Here is a 15,554-nt window from a genome sequence, read left to right as displayed (position 1 = left end):
CATGACCCCCACCGCCGAGACATCCCTATGGTTTGAACTGGGCTCCTGCCCGCGCAGGACCGCCATGTGCCAAGCTATCGGCTCAGGCGGCGCCCTTGGCGGGTGTGTTGATGCCCATGGATTTCAGATATTGCTTCACGTTGCGGGCCGCCTGCCGCAGCCGCTGTTCGTTCTCCACCATGGCGATGCGGACATAGCCCTCGCCATCCTCGCCATAACCGACGCCGGGTGCCACCGCGACCTTCGCGTGGGTCAGCAGCTGCTTGGAGAACTCCAGGCTCCCCATATCCTTGAGGGCCGGGGGCAGGGGGGCCCAGGCGAACATCGACGCCTTGGGCGCGGGAATGTCCCATCCTGCGCGGCCGAACGCCTCCACCATCACGTCGCGGCGCTTGTGATAGAGTTCGCGGTTCTTCTGGACGATATCCTGCGGCCCGTTGAGCGCGGCGCAGGCCGCAGCCTGGATGGGGGTGAAGGCGCCATAGTCGAGATAGGATTTCACCCGCTTCAGCGCCGCGATCAACTGCCTGTTGCCAACCGCGAAACCGATGCGCCAGCCGGCCATCGAATAGGTCTTGCTGAGTGAGGTGAACTCGACCGCCACATCCTTGGCACCCGGCACCTGAAGGATGGAGGGCGTGGGGTTGCCGTCATAATAAAGTTCGGAATAGGCAAGGTCGGACAGCACCCAGACCTTGTTCTCCTTCGCCCAGGCGACAAGGCGCTCGTAGAAGGCGAGATCGACCGTCTCGGCCGTCGGATTGCTGGGATAGCCGACGACGAGGATCGAGGGGCGCGGCACGGTGAAGGCCATCGCCCGCTCCAGCGACTGCCAATAATGCTCGTCGGGTGTGGTGGGAACCGACCGGATGGTTGCACCCGCGATGATGAAGCCGAACATGTGGATCGGGTAGCTGGGGTTGGGCGCCAAAACGACATCGCCCGGTGCGGTGATCGCGGTGGCGAGGCTGGCGAGACCCTCCTTCGACCCCATTGTCACGACAACTTCCGTCTCGGGGTCGAGATCGACGCCAAAGCGGCGGCCGTAATAATTGGCCTGCGCGCGGCGCAGTCCCGGAATGCCCATCGACTGGGAATAGCCATGGGCGCTCGGCTTCTGCGCGACTTCGCACAGCTTGGCGATCACATGGTCGGGTGGCGGCAGATCGGGATTGCCCATGCCGAGGTCGATAATGTCCTCCCCACCGGCTCGCGCGGCGGCCCGCATCGCATTCACTTCAGCGATGACATAGGGCGGCAGGCGCTTCATGCGGTAGAATTCTTCGGACATTGGGGCTTTCCTAAAAGCTCGGCGTAAGGAATAGTGGGCGACACGCAATCACTGTGTCACAGATCCGGCTATAACCCGCTGGACTGCGCCGCGCCAGTGAAAGCGGCGACATAGACCATACCGGGAGGATGAAGGTGGCCATGAATGCACGGGATGCCATGGAACCCCGCCTCCCCACTCTTAACGAAATGCAGCAATGGACACAGGTGCTCGGCCGCGCGCAGCAACTGCTGCTCGAACAGGCGGCGGGCGCGACGGGGCAGGCCCTGCCATTCGATGCTGCCGCTGTCGCGCGTATACAGTCCAGCTTCGCCGACGAGGGACTGGCTTTGTGGCAGCGTTTCCTCGATTCCGGCGGGCTGCTGCGCAATCAGCCGGAGCCGCCCCCGCCCGGCAGCCCGGCAGGCGCGAAGGACCGCCGCTTTTCCGACCCGGCCTGGGCCGATCACCCCTTTTATGACCTGATCCGGCAAAGCTATCTGCTGATCTCGGACTATCTGATGCGCCTGACCGACGCGGTGGACGGCGTTGATCCCAAGCAGAAGGCCAAGCTGCGCTTCGCGACCAACGGCCTGCTCGATGCCCTGTCGCCCACCAACTTCCCCCTCACCAATCCGCTCGTCGTCCAGAAGACGATCGAGAGCGGCGGCCAGAATCTGGTAAAGGGCCTTCAGCATATGCTGGCCGATATGGAAAAGGGGCAGCTCACCCACACGGACGGCTCCGCTTTCGAAGTCGGCCGTAATATCGCCTCTACGCCGGGCAAGGTGATCAAGGAGACGCCGCTCTACCAACTGATCCATTATGCGCCATCGACCGACAAGGTGCTGGCGACCCCGCTGATCATCTTTCCGCCCTGGATCAACCGCTTCTACATTCTCGACCTCGCGCCGGAGAAGAGCTTCGTCAAATGGGCGGTGGATCAGGGCCTCAGCGTCTTTCTCGTCTCGTGGAGGTCGGCCGACGCATCGATGAAGGACCTGATCTGGGACGATTATATCGAACAGGGGCAGATCGACGCGATCGATACCGTGCGCGATCTGCTGAAGGTGCAGAGCGTGCATACGATCGGCTATTGCGTGGCGGGAACCACGCTTGCCGCCACGCTGGCGCTGCTCGCCGCGCGCGGGGAGGCGGACAAGGTCGCGAGCGCCACCTTCTTCACCGCGCAGGTGGATTTCAGCAAGGCGGGCGATCTGACCCTGTTCGTTGATGACGAGCAGATGAAGATGGTGGAGCAGCTGTCCTCCGGCGGCTTTCTGGACGGGCGCTACATGGCCGCGACCTTCAACCTGCTGCGCGGGCGCGACCTCATCTGGAACTATGTGGTCAATAATTATCTGCTTGGACAGGATTATCCGCCCTTCGACCTGCTTTACTGGAATGGCGACACAACAAACCTGCCGGCGCGCTGGCACAGGGATTATCTGACGCAGCTTTACCGCGACAATCTGCTGGTCCAACCCGGCGCGGTCAGCGTTTCGGGCACGCAGATCGACCTGCGGCAGGTCAAGACCCCCGCCTATGTCCAGGCGGGCAAGGAGGATCATATCGCCCCGGTCGAAAGCGTGTGGAAGCTGACGGAGCATTTCACCGGTCCCGTCCGCTTCCTGCTCGCCGGGTCCGGCCATATCGCCGGCGTCATCAATCCGCCCGCTGCCAACAAATATCAATATTGGGCATGCGAGGAGGCGCAGCCTTCGCTCGAAGCTTTCCTAGACAAGGCGCAGGAGACGAAGGGCAGCTGGTGGCCCGATTGGATCGAGTGGATTCGCGAGCGCGACCCTGCGCAAGTGGCGGTCAGGGGCGCGCGGGTGCCAGGCAAGGGCAAGCTCAAGCCCGTCGAAGATGCGCCCGGCCGATATGTCAGGTTGCGCTAAGTCCTTCACTTGCCTCGTCTATGCGGCAGGCGGCACTTCCCTTACGGCAAGCTGTCTGAAATAATTTTGCTGCACCGCACAAAATGGCTTGCAAACATCTGTCCGAATCAATATTGTGCACTGCAGCAAACGGAGGATGGCATGGCCGGTACCCCCAAGAATGTGCGTGCAAAGACGGGCCCCGTTAAGGCGTCGTCAACCCTGTCGGCGAGCGAGGCGCTGAAGGCCGCTGAAGCGGCGATCTCACCTCCCGCCAAGCCGGCCAAGAGCCCGGCAGTTTCCAAGGCACCGGCGCCCAAGGCGGCGCCGCCCAAGCCTGAACCCGCTGTCGCGGCCAACCCGCTGGCTGCGATCGCCGCGACCACCGCAGTGGATGCGGCGCCCGAGCCTGTTCCCGTATCGGAGCCGGTGCCCGACCCGGTCATCGCTCCCACTCCTGAGCCGCTCGTGCAGGCAGCGTCGGCGGCGCCGCAAGAAGCCAAGAGCCTGTCATCCAAGGCCGGGCCGGTAGAGCCCATATCGCTGCCCGCCACAGAAGGAACCAAGATAATGAACGACGTGATCGAAACCGGAAAGAAGTTCGCTGAAGAAACCAAGGCCAAGTTCGAAACCGCCTATGCCGATTTCAACGAGAAGGCCAAGGTGAACGTCGAGAAGTCGACGAAGGCGCTGGAAGAGTTCAGCGACATCGCCAAGGGCAATGTCGAGGCGCTGGTCGAATCCGGCAAGATCGCTGCCAAGGCGTTCGAAACGCTGGGTCAGGAAGCCGTCGACTACAGCCGCAAGAGCTTCGAAAAGGCGACCGCCTCGATCAAGAGCTTTTCGACGGTGAAGACCCCGACCGAATTTTTCCAGCTGCAGAGCCAGCTCCTGTCGAGCAGCTTCGACGAAATGACCAAGGAAGCGGCTAAGAGCAGCGAAGCGCTGATCAAGCTCGCCGGCGAAGTGGCCCAGCCGCTGACCGCCCGCGTGACCGTGGTCACCGACAAGGTGAAGTCGCTCGCCGTTTGATCGGCTGAGCCACTACGACTATTGAGGAACGGCCCCAGCCTTCGCGGGGCCGTTTCTTTTTTCCGGTTCACCCTCCGACAGGGCGCGAACCGCTGCCGGACCCCTTGCCATAGAAGCGGGAATCGCCATATTCTTCCCCATCATGAACAGTATCTTGGCAACGGCATATCCCGTAATGATGGCGGGCAGGGATCAGGACGACCAGGGCGACGGCACGGGCGGTCCCAATGTCGGCATCGCCACGCGCACCCGTGCGCGGACGAAAAAGCCCTCCCTCTACAAGGTGCTGATGCTGAACGATGACTACACGCCGATGGAATTCGTCGTGCACGTGCTTCAGCAATTTTTCCGCATGGATATGGAGGAGGCGACTCGCGTCATGCTCCATGTGCACCAGCGCGGGGTCGGGGTCTGCGGCATCTTCAGCTATGAGGTTGCGGAAACCAAGGTGAACCAGGTGATGGACTTCGCCCGGCAGAACCAGCACCCCCTTCAGTGCACGCTGGAAAAGGCCTGACCACAGCCGCTTCCGCCTGCTCTTAAAGCAGGCTAGGTTCGGCCCGTGACAAGGGAGAAGGAGCCTGCCGCCTACGACCTTGCCGTGATCGGCGGCGGGATCAACGGCTGTGGCATCGCCCGCGACGCGGCGGGGCGCGGAGCCAAGGTGCTGCTGCTGGAGCGCGGCGACCTGGCGCAGGGGACATCCTCCGCCTCTACCAAGCTCATCCATGGCGGCCTGCGTTATCTGGAGCATCGGGAGTTCGGACTCGTCCGCGAATCCCTTGCCGAGCGCGAGCGGCTCTGGGCTATGGCGCCGCACATCATCCGCCCGATGCGCTTTGTCCTGCCTTGGGTAGCCGGATTGCGCCCGCGCTGGCTGCTGCGCCTCGGCCTCTTTCTCTACGATCATCTGGGCGCTCGCCACGCCTTGCCGCCGACGGAGAGCATCGATCTGCGCCGCCATCCCGCCGGAAGGCCGCTGAAAGCCGGTTTCAAGAGAGGCTATGTCTATTCTGACGGCTGGGTCGACGACGCTCGTCTGGTGATCCTCAATGCCCGCGACGCGGCGGACCGGGGCGCGGATATCCGTACCCGGACCGAGGCGTTGGCTTTGGCGCGGCGCGGCGCTGAATGGGCCATCCTCACCCGGCACACGGACGGCAGGGAGGAGAGCTTCCGTGCCCGCGCGGTGGTCAACGCGACCGGCCCGGGCGTGCTCGACCTGTTGCGCCGCGCCCATGGAGACGCGAGCCGGTCGGTCCGGCTGGTACGCGGATCGCATATCGTGGTGGCTCGCCTGTTCGACCATGGCTTCGCCTATTTCTTCCAACTGCCCGACGGCCGCATCTTCTTTGCCATTCCCTACGCGCATGACTTCACGCTGATTGGCACCACCGACCGCGATCATCATGGCTCGCCGGATCATGTCCGCCCCAGTGAGGAGGAGATCGCCTATTTGTGCGAGGGGGCGAACCGCTATTTCGCCCGCGCGATCTCGCCGCAGGATGTGATCTGGGCCTATGCCGGCGTTCGCCCGCTTGTCGATGACGGCGCCGGCCGGCCGGAGGCAGCGACGCGCGGTTATCGGCTGGAGCTGGAGGGGGAGCCGCCGCTGCTCAACATCTATGGCGGCAAGATTACCACCTATCGCCATCTTGCCTGCGAAGCGGTCGAGCGGCTGAGGCCATTTCTGCCCAGACTGGCGAAGGTGGACTGGACCGCCGCCGCGCCGCTGCCAGGTGGCGACTTCCCGATGCGCGGCCTTGACAAGCTGATCGCCGATCTTGGCTGCGACTATCCCTTTCTTGACTATGCCTCGGTCCAGCGCATCGCCAGCGCCTATGGAACGTGCGCCCGCGACTGGCTGGGCGATGCGCAGGGCATGGCGGACCTCGGCGTTCATTTCGGCCATGGTCTGACGGAATCGGAACTGCGCTATCTGATAACGCGCGAGTGGGCGGTGACGGCTGAGGATATTCTCTGGCGTCGCACCAAGCTCGGGCTCAGGCTGGATGCCGGGCAGAAGGCACGGCTCGATCAATGGTTGCGGGAGAGGGCATGAGCGAACGGAGCATCCTGGTGCTGGATGAAGGCACGACATCGACGCGGGCGATGCTCTATGCGCCGGAGGGCACACGGCTTGGCATGGCCCAGGCTGAACTCACCCAATTTTATCCGCAGCCCGGCTGGGTCGAGCAGGACGCCGCCGAGATATGGGAACGAACGCTGCGTTGCGCGCGGCAGATGGTGGCGCAAGCAGGCGGCGCGGATCGGATCGCCGCGATCGGCATCACCAACCAGCGCGAAACCGTGATTGCGTGGGATCGGCGTAGCGGCGAGCCGCTTGCCCGCGCCATCGTCTGGCAGGACCGGCGTACCGCCGACCGCTGCGCCGCGCTGCGGGAGGCGGGCCACGAGCCGGCGGTGCAGCGATGCACCGGCCTCGTCATCGATCCCTATTTCTCGGCCACCAAGATGCGGTGGCTGCTCGATCATGTTCCCGCCCTGAAGGAGGCGGGGGACGCGCTGGCGCTGGGTACGGTCGAAAGCTGGCTGGTGTGGAAGCTGACCGGGGGGCTGCATGTCAGCGACGCCACCAATGCCAGCCGGACGCAATTGATGAGCCTGGAAGGCGGCGATTGGAACGCTGGCCTGTGCGAACTGTTCGGCGTGCCGATGCGCGCGCTGCCCGCGATCGTCGACAATGCGGGCGCGCTCGGCGAGACGGTGGCCCAGTGGTTCGGCGGCATGATCCCGATCCGGGGCCTCGCGGGCGACCAGCAGGCGGCATCGATCGGGCAGGGCTGTCTGAAGCCCGGCAGTGCCAAGGCGACGCTCGGCACCGGAGCCTTTGTCCTCGCCAATATGGGAAGGGCGGTCCCGGCGTCGGCGCACCGGCTGCTTGGGACGCTGCTCTACCGGCTTGGCGTGGAGCGCGCCTTCGCTCTGGAGGGATCGATCTTCGTTGCCGGCAGCCTGGTGAAGTGGCTGCGCGACAGTATGGGCCTGATTGCAACCGCCGCGGAAACGGAGGCGATGGCGCGATCCGTGCCGGACAGCGGCGGCGTCATCCTGCTTCCCGCATTCGCGGGGCTAGGGGCTCCGCACTGGCAACCCGACGCCACCGGGGTGATCAAGGGTCTGACGCTGGGTACGAGCCGCGCCCATATCGTGCGGGCCGCACTCGAATCCTTCTCGCACCAGCTGCACGATCTGAAGCAGGCCTTCACCGCCGATGGAGCGCCCTGGGAACAACTTGCGCTCGATGGCGGGATGAGCGCGAACAATTGGGTCGCGCAGGATGTAGCGGACATTCTGGACCTGCCGGTGATGCGCCCGGCCGATGTCGAGACGACCGCACGGGGCGCAGCCATGCTGGCCGCTGTCGGCGCTGAATTACATCCGTCATTGGAAGCTGCTGCGAAGGCCATGGCATCACCGGCGACCCGCTTCAACCCTGCCATGGAAGCGGGAACACGGGAACAGAGGCTCAGCGGCTGGCATAGCTTTTTTTGAGCGCGGCTTTGGTTGCACCTCCCTATCATCCTTAATCCGGATCATGACCATATTTTAACCATATCCCTGTTAGCCAAGAGCAAGATGCCCAGCTCGCTCCGTCATACGTCCTCCGCCTTGCCGCCCATCCTGCTCGGCTGTGCCTATTACGCCTTAGCGGTGCTGGCGCTTTGCACGTCCCGTTTCGAAGGCGGGCTGGCATTCATCTGGGGGGCCAATGCCCTGCTCATGGCGCAGCTTCTGGCGTCGAAAGAGCGCCACTGGCCACGCGCCTTGGCCGCCTGTGGCTTGGCCAGCGTCATCGCGACATCGCTTTACGGCATGGGACCGCTCGCGGCCGTGCCGATGGCGGCCCTGAACCTGTTGGAGGCGCTGACCGTCGCCATCCTCTGTCGGCGATATGCGCGCGACGGCAGGATTGGCGGGTCGCCACAGCCGCTGCTCGTCTACGTCGTGGCGCTGTGCGGCCCTGCCAATATCATTGCCGGTGCCGGCGCCGGCCTGGTGGCGGCGCAGCTTACCGGGGCCGCCTTCTCCGCCGCATGGCTGCAATGGTATGCCGGTCATGTGCTGGGCGGTATGACCTGCACGCCGATCCTGATGATGTTCATGAAGGGCGAATATCGGCGCTGGCTGGAACAATCCTCTTGCCGCGAGCGAGTCGAAGCGGCGGGCCTGCTGCTGCTCTTCGCGCTCGCCACGGCGTTCGTCTTTTATGTCGCGCGTTATCCGATGCTGTTTGCTCTTACCCTGCCGATGCTGCTGATCGTCTTTCGCGTCGGCAATCTGGCGACGGCGGCGGCGGTCATGATTCTGGCGCTGATCGGCGGGATCGCGACGATGACCGGACATGGGCCGCTGCATATGGTTCCGGGCACGCTCGGCCTGCGGATGCAGTTTTTTCAGCTCTACCTCGCCTTCACCTATCTGCTGTCCACGCCGATGGCCGCCGAACTGAACAGCCGGCGCCTGCTGTTCCAGATGTTGCAGGAAAGCGAAGCGCGTTACCGCACGATCGCGGAAAATAGCGGCGACGTGGTGCTCAATATCAATGTTGAGGGGGTTATCGGATACGCATCCCCCTCTGCGGCGGAGCAGATGGGCTGCGCGCCGGAAATGCTGATCGGCCAGGATGCGGCGAAGCTGGTCGATCCGCGCGATCGCGTTCGCGTGATCGCGACGCATCGACGGGCGCTGGCTCAGCCCGGCCAGGTGCAGACCGTGGAGTTCCGCCCCCTCGTCTCGGCCAGCGAACTGCAATGGTGCGAGATGGTGACGCGCGCGGTGCTGGATGAGCGGGGCCGGGCGACGGGCGTGGTCAGCACGATACGTGACATGTCCCGCCACAAGGCGCGCCAGCAGGCGTTGCTACAGGTGGCGGCGCAGGATTCGCTGACCGGAGCCGACACGCGCCGCGCCTTCATGGGAAAGCTGGAGCAGGAGATCGAGCGCGTGCGGCGCGGCCAGCGCTCCTGTCTGCTGCTGATCGACATCGATCACTTCAAGGCGGTGAACGACCAGCATGGTCATGGCGCGGGCGACCGCGTGCTGGCGGGCTTCGTCGAGCGGCTTCGGCCGGGGCTGCGCGGGATCGACAGCGTCGGCCGCCTTGGCGGGGAGGAGTTCGCCATCTTGCTGAGCGGCACCGACATCAATTGCGCCAGCATGATCTGCGAGCGGTTGCGGCTGATGGTCGCGGGAAGCCCGGTTCGGCTCGACGCGGACCGCCATGTGGCAGTGACGTTCAGCGCCGGTCTGGTGGAATTGGACGCGCTGAGCAGCTGCAGCGAACTGCTCGATGCGGCAGACAAGGCGCTGTACCGCGCCAAGCATAGCGGGCGTAACTGCCTGCGCCATGCGGCCTGACCCGACCGACCGAGGGGCCGGCATCAAAAAAGACGGGATGATATGTTGTAACTTTTCACGCTCCCCCTTATGTAGCGTGCACCATGCCGATCAGCCTTCGCCAACATCTTCTCAACGGGCGCCTTGACCGCCTCGCGATCGCGCTGTCGGGCATGTGCGTCGCGCATTGCTTCATCTCTGCGGTGGTGCTGGGTCTGCTGGCTTCGGCCGGAGGTATTTTCGAAAGCCCGATCTTCCATGAGGTCGGACTTTTGCTGGCGATCCTGCTGGGCGCCGTCGCGCTCGGCCACGGCGTGTTTTCCCATGGCTTCATGATGCCTGCCGCCATCGGCTCGCTGGGCCTCGGGATCATGGCCGGCGCGCTCACCATGGATCATGGGCTGCAGGAAAGCGCTTATACGCTGCTGGGCGTCGCCATATTGGCGCTGGGCCACGACCTCAATCACCGCGCCGGGCGATAATTTCTAACCCGGTTGGGAAGAGGGGGGCGCTGCCCCCTTCTTCATTGGCGCCGCGTTCAGATGTGCTTGCGATCGATCCGATGCTCGCCCTTTACCCAGCGCACGGTTCCGGTGCTGGCGCGCATGACGACGCTCTCCGTCGTGAGCTTGCCGCCGGGCAGGCGCTTGACCCCCGCGAGCAGCGAGCCGTCGGTCACGCCCGTCGCGGCGAAGATGCAGTCGCCCTTGGCCAGTTCCTTCAGATCATAGACTTTGTCGAGATCGGTGATGCCCCATTTGCGGGCGCGGGCGCGTTCGTCATCGTTGCGGAAAAGCAGCTTGCCCTTGAACTGTCCGCCGACACAGCGCAGCGCGGCGCAGGCCAGCACGCCCTCCGGCGCGCCACCCGACCCCATATACATATCGACATTGGTTTCAGGATCCGTGGTCGCGATCACGCCCGCGACGTCGCCATCGGGGATCAGCATGATGCCGCAGCCGATCTCGCGCAGCTCGCCGATCAGCTTCTCATGGCGCGGCCGGTCAAGGACGCAGACGATGATTTCATGCGGATCGACGCCCTTCGCCCGGGCGACGGCCTCCACATTCGCCCGCACGCTCCTGTTCATGTCGATGATGTCCTCGGGCAGCCCAGGCCCGACGGCCAGCTTTTCCATATAGACGTCAGGCGCGTTCAGCAGCCCGCCTTCCTCTGAAATCGCCAGCACGGCAAGCGCGTTCGGTCCAGCCTTCGCGGTGATGGTCGTACCCTCGAGCGGATCGAGCGCGATGTCGATGCGAGGACCGGTGCCGATCGCGTTGCCGACTTTCTCCCCGATGTAGAGCATCGGCGCCTCGTCGCGTTCGCCTTCGCCGATGACGACGGTGCCGTCCATGTAGAGATCATTGAAGGCTAGCCGCATCGCCTCGACCGCGGCGGCGTCGGCAGCCTTCTCATCGCCACGGCCGATGAGCTTCGACGCGGCGATGGCTGCGGCCTCCGTCACGCGCACCATTTCGAGCACCAGAACGCGATCCAGAATCGAGCTTGCCTGCACCATAGTCATTCCTCTCCCCGCAGCCTTGGCCGCCACATGGGGGCGGTGGATAGGATGTCGCCCCCCGCTTGTCGAGCCGGCCGCTTTCCGACCCTGCGCTTTTCGACGGCGGGATGCAACGAAAGCCCGCTTTGCTGCGTTGCCCAACAATATCAAAAGGGTTGTAGATGATCGTCCTGCTGATTGCCGCCAGCCTGACCAGCCAATCAGTGGCGCCCCCGGCCTCTGTCGGGCGACCCGCCCGGTGCGATATTGTTCCTTCCCTCTGCCTGGGGGGGACGCGCGCCCCCACGTTGCCGCTGATCGGCGCGGCAGTTCCGGCGGATGATGCGAAGATGTCCGCCTACCGCTTCGACGCGCGGCCGTGCAGGATCGTCGGGGCGCAATGCATGAAGCGGGCCAACCGCCAGCTCTTCCGTCTGGGTGAGCCCATCACCCAGACGCTGCTGCGCAGTTTCGGGCTGGATTAACCGCTCAATCGAGGATGTGCATGACCATCGGCGTCTGCAGCAGGCTGTCCGATCCGGCCAGCCGCTCCAGCGTGTTGAGCACGCAGCGCTCCTCGCCCGCATGGGTCACGATGGCAACCAGCACTCCGTCCGCCTGGTTGGCGCCGCGCTGGATCATGCTTTCGATGGAGACGCCTGCGTCACGCGTGGCGGCGGCGATTTCCGCGAGCACACCAGGGCGGTCCTGCACCTTGAAGCGCAGATAGGCACGGCCGACGCGCGCGCCGGCGTCGGCGGGATGCTGCTGCGCGAGCGCTGCTACCGGCATGGCGAGCGCATCGCCATATTCGTCGCGCGCGACGTCGATCAGGTCCGCGACGACCGCCGACGCCGTCGGCCCGTCACCGGCTCCGCGACCCTGGAAGAAGAGGCGGCCGACGAAATTGCCCTCCGCCACGACCGCGTTCAACGATCCGTCCACATGGGCGAGCGGATGATCGAGCGGCACCAGCATCGGGTGGACCCGCTGGAACAGGCCCTCCGGCCCATTTTCCGCCATGCCTACCAAGCGGATGCGATAGCCGAGCGCCGCCGCTTCGGCGATGTCGGCGGCGATGACGTGACGGATGCCGGTGATCGCCACATTGTCGAAGTCCAGTTCCGTCCCGAAGGCGAGGCCGGCAAGGATCGTCAGCTTGTGCGCGGCATCGATGCCGTCGATATCGAAGCTCGGATCAGCCTCGGCATAGCCCAGTTCCTGCGCTTCCTTGAGCACCTCGCCAAAGCCGCGCCCTTCCTTCTCCATCGTGGTCAGGATGTAATTGCAGGTGCCGTTGAGGATGCCGTAGACACGGCTGATCTCGTTCGCGGCGGCGCCTTCGCGCATGCCCTTGATCACGGGGATGCCGCCCGCGACCGCCGCTTCATATTTGAGCGCAACGCCAGCCTTCTCTGCCAGCGCGGCAAGGTCCAGCCCATGATGCGCCAGCATCGCCTTGTTCGCGGTGACAAAGGGTTTGCCGACGCTGAGGCACTGGCGGGCGAGGGTGAGGGCAGGGCCATCCGCGCCGCCGATCAACTCCACCACCACGTCGATATCCTCGCGCGTCGCCAGCGTCGTCATGTCGTCGACCCACTCATAGGGAGTCAGGTCGACGCCGCGATCCTTGTTCCGGTCACGCGCGGAAATGGCGACGACCTGGATCGGGCAGCCGGCGCGGCGCGCAATGAGGTCGGCATTGGTCTGAAGCAGCCGAATAACCCCTCCGCCCACCGTGCCGAGGCCGACGAGCGCGACGCGCAGCGGGGCATGGCGGTGCAGATTGGTCATGGCGTCTTCTCGTCCTTCCGGCTGGGATGAAGCCGCGCTGATAGCCGCCTGCGCGCTCCTGTCCAAGGAAAAGGATCAGCCGGTCCGACGTGTCCGGCCGCATGCGCCCAGCGCTTGCACGACGATCTGATAATCTGCTCGCGCCGCCTCCGCGTCCTGCGGGGAGAGCGCCCGGACCGATCGCGCAGGCAATGTGGAGGGCAGGCCGCAGGCGAGGCGATACCATAGCAGGCTCCCCCGCTCGGGCGGACGCGCGGCTTCATCGACAATCTCGCCGAGCGCGACCGCCCAGCGCGGCTGCTGTCCTGGCCGCCGCAGGATCGACAGCGACACAGGGTCGCCATTCTCCGTGCGCAGGAAGATTTGCGTCTCTCCTTCGCCGGCGACGGTGCCGGCGACGTGAAACGCATCGCCAAGGCCGATGATTCGCGGGGGAGCGTTTGTCGCGACCAGCTCGGACAGAATTCCCTTCACGCGGCTGGCCGCATCGGGGCTGGCCGTGATCTGGGCGTCGCGGGCGACAAGCTGGATTTCCCCGGGGCGTCCACCGGGACGCGCGAACAGGATGACCCGCATCTTCTTGAGCTTGGGGATCTTGCCGCGCTCATCCAGACGGGCATCGTAGAGATAGCGCACTGTCGGGCTGATCCCACCCTCACCGCGAATCAGATTGGTGACGTCAGCCTCCACATACACTCTTCGATAGCCGGCGGGGACCGTTCCAGCCCGATCGGGCTTGAGGCTGATGATGTTGCCAATTCGCGCCTCTGCCACCAGCGGCGCCATGTCGGCGAGGTCGGCGATATCGGCATAGGACAGGCCTCCGACGCGATCCGCAGCGCTTGCTGCCGCGTTCTCGCTGGGCGGCTGAGCCACGGAAATCTGCGACTGTGCGGCAAAAATGAGGCAAGCCAGGGCCGCGGCCTGAAACGTAATGGTGGATTTCTTTTTCATCTTCGTCCTATGATGGCGGAGCGTGGCAACTATGTCACATGCAAGTCTTTCTCCTGTGGAATGGTAGCCGCAAATGATCCAATCGATAAAGCGTTTGCGTGCCACGATGCGCCGCGATAGGAGTTCGCACGGTAGCAAATGAACGGATAGGGGCCAAGATGACCGGGGTAGCCCGGCCAGCTCGGGCCGTTTTTGGCTTATTTGCCGATAATCAACTGGTAAAGCTGAGTTAAGGAGTGTCGTTGCCGAATGGCCTATGCTGACCACTCGCAAGGGTCGAGTCGTACGATCTCGATCGTTATCGTCGCCCTGATTCACGCTGTTCTGGGTTATGCCTTCGTCACCGGCCTTGGCATGAAATATGTCAAAAAGGCGGCGGAACAGCTGAACGTGATCGACGTGAAGGAGGAACCACCGCCACCGGACGAGGAGCCGCCGCCGCCGCCGCCAGACCAGCCGGTCGAACCGCCGCCGGTTGTGGCCCCGCCGCCGATCGTCCAGACCCCGGTCCAGGCGCCGCCGGTCCAGACGGTTCGTACGCCTCCGCCGGTGTTCAACCCGGTTCCGGTCGCCGCACCGCCGCCGCCGGCCCCTCCGCCGCCGCCGCCGGTCGCCGCTACCCGCGCTGCTCCCCGCAGCAATCCGGGCAGCTGGTTGAGCGACGCCGACTATCCGAGCCGCGCTCAGCGTGAAGAACGTTCGGGTACGGCCGGGTTCCGTCTGGAAATCGGCCCGGATGGTCGTGTCACCAGCTGCAACATCACGTCCTCGACCGGTCATTCCGACCTTGACGAGGCAACCTGTCGACTGCTGCCGAAGCGCGCGCGCTTCAAGCCAGCCGTGGGCAGCGATGGGCAGCCGATGGCCGATACTTATAACGGCCGTATCACCTGGCGCCTGCCGGAATGATTTGAAGGGCAGGCGGGCACCAAGCTACTCAGTGCTGCCTCCCCTGATTTATTGATCCTTTGAGAGGGAAGTCTTGAAAATGTTGATTTCTATCGCAGCGGCCGCCGCGCCGAAGTCGGAGAACCCGTACGGCCTGATGGAAGCCCTTGAGCAGGGCGGTACCATTGCCTGGACCGTGTTCATCATCCTTTGCGCCATGTCGGTTGGCACTTTCTACATTTTGTTCACCAAGCTGATCGAGCAGCAGAAGGTCATCAACCAGGGCAAGAAGGTGCGTGCATCCTTCTGGCGCGCCGCCAACCTGCGCGAAGGTTCGGCCAAGCTGGAGAAGAACTCGGCCTACAAGCAGATCGTCGACGACGGCATCAAGGCTCAGGACGAGCATGGCAAGCTGAAGGATCCGGTCGAAGCGCATGACTGGCTGCACGGCTCGCTCGCTCGCTCGGAAGCCGCGATCAACTCGAGCCTCGGCACGGGCCTGGCGTTCCTCGCCACCGTCGGTGCGACCTCGCCGTTCATCGGTCTGTTCGGTACGGTTATCGGTATCTACCGCGCGCTCATCAAGATCGGTGCTGCCGGTCAGGCCTCGATCGACGCCGTTGCCGGCCCGGTCGGTGAAGCTCTGATCATGACCGCTTTGGGTCTGGCCGTGGCCGTTCCCGCGGTGCTCGCCTACAACTTCCTGCAGCGCCGCAACAAGTCGATCGCCGAACAGCTGAACGGTTTCACCGTCGACCTGCTCGCCTATCTGGTTTCGGACGGCGCCGTGAAGCCCTCGATCGCCGCTGCTCCGGCCGCTGCGGGCGCAAAGCCGGCTGCTGCTCCGACCAAGGCCTGATCGGCTTAAGGT

Annotated in this window: 14 protein-coding genes; 10 read left to right on the top strand and 4 right to left on the bottom strand. The window is 64.5% G+C overall.

All coding sequences use genetic code 11. The features are described from left to right. Positions 1-82: 82 nt before the first annotated feature. Positions 83-1,291 (bottom strand): LL-diaminopimelate aminotransferase, encoded by a 1,209-nt coding sequence (locus tag L858_RS0104690; RefSeq protein WP_022681994.1) that lies wholly within the window; start codon positions 1,289-1,291, stop codon positions 83-85. 140 nt (positions 1,292-1,431) lie between these two features. Between L858_RS0104690 and L858_RS0104685 the strand changes: the two genes are divergently transcribed. The 7 genes from L858_RS0104685 to L858_RS0104655 all read left to right on the top strand — a co-directional run bounded on the left by L858_RS0104685 (position 1,432) and on the right by L858_RS0104655 (position 10,025). Further along, entirely contained in the window at positions 1,432-3,171 is a 1,740-nt protein-coding gene (locus L858_RS0104685) for a PHA/PHB synthase family protein (protein WP_028055821.1), read from the top strand. Positions 3,172-3,312: 141 nt separating this feature from the next. Continuing rightward, positions 3,313-4,182: a phasin family protein gene (locus L858_RS0104680; RefSeq protein WP_022681992.1), complete on the top strand. Its 870-nt coding sequence runs from the start codon at positions 3,313-3,315 to the stop codon at positions 4,180-4,182. Positions 4,183-4,324: 142 nt separating this feature from the next. Further along, entirely contained in the window at positions 4,325-4,699 is a 375-nt protein-coding gene (clpS, locus tag L858_RS0104675; protein ID WP_028055820.1) for an ATP-dependent Clp protease adapter ClpS, read from the top strand. Positions 4,700-4,744: 45 nt separating this feature from the next. Continuing rightward, complete coding sequence (locus L858_RS0104670; protein ID WP_022681990.1) at positions 4,745-6,244, top strand: glycerol-3-phosphate dehydrogenase; 1,500 nt, start codon at positions 4,745-4,747, stop codon at positions 6,242-6,244. Beyond that, positions 6,241-7,698, top strand: coding sequence for a glycerol kinase (locus L858_RS0104665; RefSeq protein WP_028055819.1), 1,458 nt, complete (start codon positions 6,241-6,243; stop codon positions 7,696-7,698). Before L858_RS0104670 ends, L858_RS0104665 begins: the two co-directional genes overlap by 4 nt. Before the next feature lie 84 nt (positions 7,699-7,782). Then, a complete protein-coding gene (locus tag L858_RS0104660) occupies positions 7,783-9,564 on the top strand; it encodes a sensor domain-containing diguanylate cyclase (protein WP_028055818.1) in 1,782 nt (593 codons plus the stop codon). A gap of 83 nt (positions 9,565-9,647) precedes the next feature. After that, complete coding sequence (locus L858_RS0104655) at positions 9,648-10,025, top strand: MerC domain-containing protein (protein WP_022681987.1); 378 nt, start codon at positions 9,648-9,650, stop codon at positions 10,023-10,025. A 56-nt stretch (positions 10,026-10,081) separates the two neighbouring features. On the opposite strand, the gene glpX is transcribed toward L858_RS0104655, so the two are convergent. Beyond that, positions 10,082-11,065 carry a class II fructose-bisphosphatase gene (gene glpX / locus L858_RS0104650; protein WP_022681986.1) on the bottom strand — a complete coding sequence of 328 codons (984 nt, stop codon included), beginning with the start codon at positions 11,063-11,065 and terminating at the stop codon, positions 10,082-10,084. Between the two features lie 164 nt (positions 11,066-11,229). Between glpX and L858_RS0104645 the strand changes: the two genes are divergently transcribed. Further along, positions 11,230-11,532 carry a hypothetical protein gene (locus L858_RS0104645; protein WP_022681985.1) on the top strand — a complete coding sequence of 101 codons (303 nt, stop codon included), beginning with the start codon at positions 11,230-11,232 and terminating at the stop codon, positions 11,530-11,532. 4 nt (positions 11,533-11,536) lie between these two features. Here L858_RS0104645 and L858_RS0104640 read toward each other — a convergent pair whose 3' ends face one another. Together L858_RS0104640 and L858_RS0104635 are read right to left on the bottom strand one after the other, a co-directional pair. Next, positions 11,537-12,841 carry a homoserine dehydrogenase gene (locus L858_RS0104640; RefSeq protein ID WP_022681984.1) on the bottom strand — a complete coding sequence of 435 codons (1,305 nt, stop codon included), beginning with the start codon at positions 12,839-12,841 and terminating at the stop codon, positions 11,537-11,539. Positions 12,842-12,916: 75 nt separating this feature from the next. Further along, positions 12,917-13,795 (bottom strand): hypothetical protein, encoded by an 879-nt coding sequence (locus tag L858_RS0104635; protein ID WP_022681983.1) that lies wholly within the window; start codon positions 13,793-13,795, stop codon positions 12,917-12,919. Positions 13,796-14,044: 249 nt separating this feature from the next. On the opposite strand from L858_RS0104635, the gene L858_RS0104630 reads away from it, so the two are divergent. Further along, entirely contained in the window at positions 14,045-14,704 is a 660-nt protein-coding gene (locus tag L858_RS0104630; RefSeq protein ID WP_022681982.1) for an energy transducer TonB, read from the top strand. 79 nt (positions 14,705-14,783) lie between these two features. Beyond that, on the top strand, positions 14,784-15,542 hold the full coding sequence (locus L858_RS0104625) for a MotA/TolQ/ExbB proton channel family protein (RefSeq protein WP_022681981.1): 759 nt from the start codon (positions 14,784-14,786) through the stop codon (positions 15,540-15,542). Positions 15,543-15,554: the final 12 nt, after the last annotated feature.

The organism is Sphingobium bisphenolivorans, from assembly GCF_000412635.1.
GTDB lineage: Bacteria > Pseudomonadota > Alphaproteobacteria > Sphingomonadales > Sphingomonadaceae > Sphingobium > Sphingobium bisphenolivorans.
Note: the sequence above shows the minus strand (reverse complement) of the source record. Positions and strands in the feature narration are given on the sequence as shown.

Coding starts and splice junctions, on each gene's coding strand:
- L858_RS0104690 (WP_022681994.1), bottom strand. CDS start 1,291: ATGTCCGAAGAATTCTACCGCATGAAGCGCCTGCCGCCCTATGTCATC.
- L858_RS0104680 (WP_022681992.1), top strand. CDS start 3,313: ATGGCCGGTACCCCCAAGAATGTGCGTGCAAAGACGGGCCCCGTTAAG.
- L858_RS0104630 (WP_022681982.1), top strand. CDS start 14,045: ATGGCCTATGCTGACCACTCGCAAGGGTCGAGTCGTACGATCTCGATC.
- L858_RS0104640 (WP_022681984.1), bottom strand. CDS start 12,841: ATGACCAATCTGCACCGCCATGCCCCGCTGCGCGTCGCGCTCGTCGGC.
- L858_RS0104655 (WP_022681987.1), top strand. CDS start 9,648: ATGCCGATCAGCCTTCGCCAACATCTTCTCAACGGGCGCCTTGACCGC.
- glpX (WP_022681986.1), bottom strand. CDS start 11,065: ATGGTGCAGGCAAGCTCGATTCTGGATCGCGTTCTGGTGCTCGAAATG.
- clpS (WP_028055820.1), top strand. CDS start 4,325: ATGAACAGTATCTTGGCAACGGCATATCCCGTAATGATGGCGGGCAGG.
- L858_RS0104625 (WP_022681981.1), top strand. CDS start 14,784: ATGTTGATTTCTATCGCAGCGGCCGCCGCGCCGAAGTCGGAGAACCCG.
- L858_RS0104645 (WP_022681985.1), top strand. CDS start 11,230: ATGATCGTCCTGCTGATTGCCGCCAGCCTGACCAGCCAATCAGTGGCG.
- L858_RS0104660 (WP_028055818.1), top strand. CDS start 7,783: ATGCCCAGCTCGCTCCGTCATACGTCCTCCGCCTTGCCGCCCATCCTG.
- L858_RS0104635 (WP_022681983.1), bottom strand. CDS start 13,795: ATGAAAAAGAAATCCACCATTACGTTTCAGGCCGCGGCCCTGGCTTGC.
- L858_RS0104665 (WP_028055819.1), top strand. CDS start 6,241: ATGAGCGAACGGAGCATCCTGGTGCTGGATGAAGGCACGACATCGACG.
- L858_RS0104685 (WP_028055821.1), top strand. CDS start 1,432: ATGAATGCACGGGATGCCATGGAACCCCGCCTCCCCACTCTTAACGAA.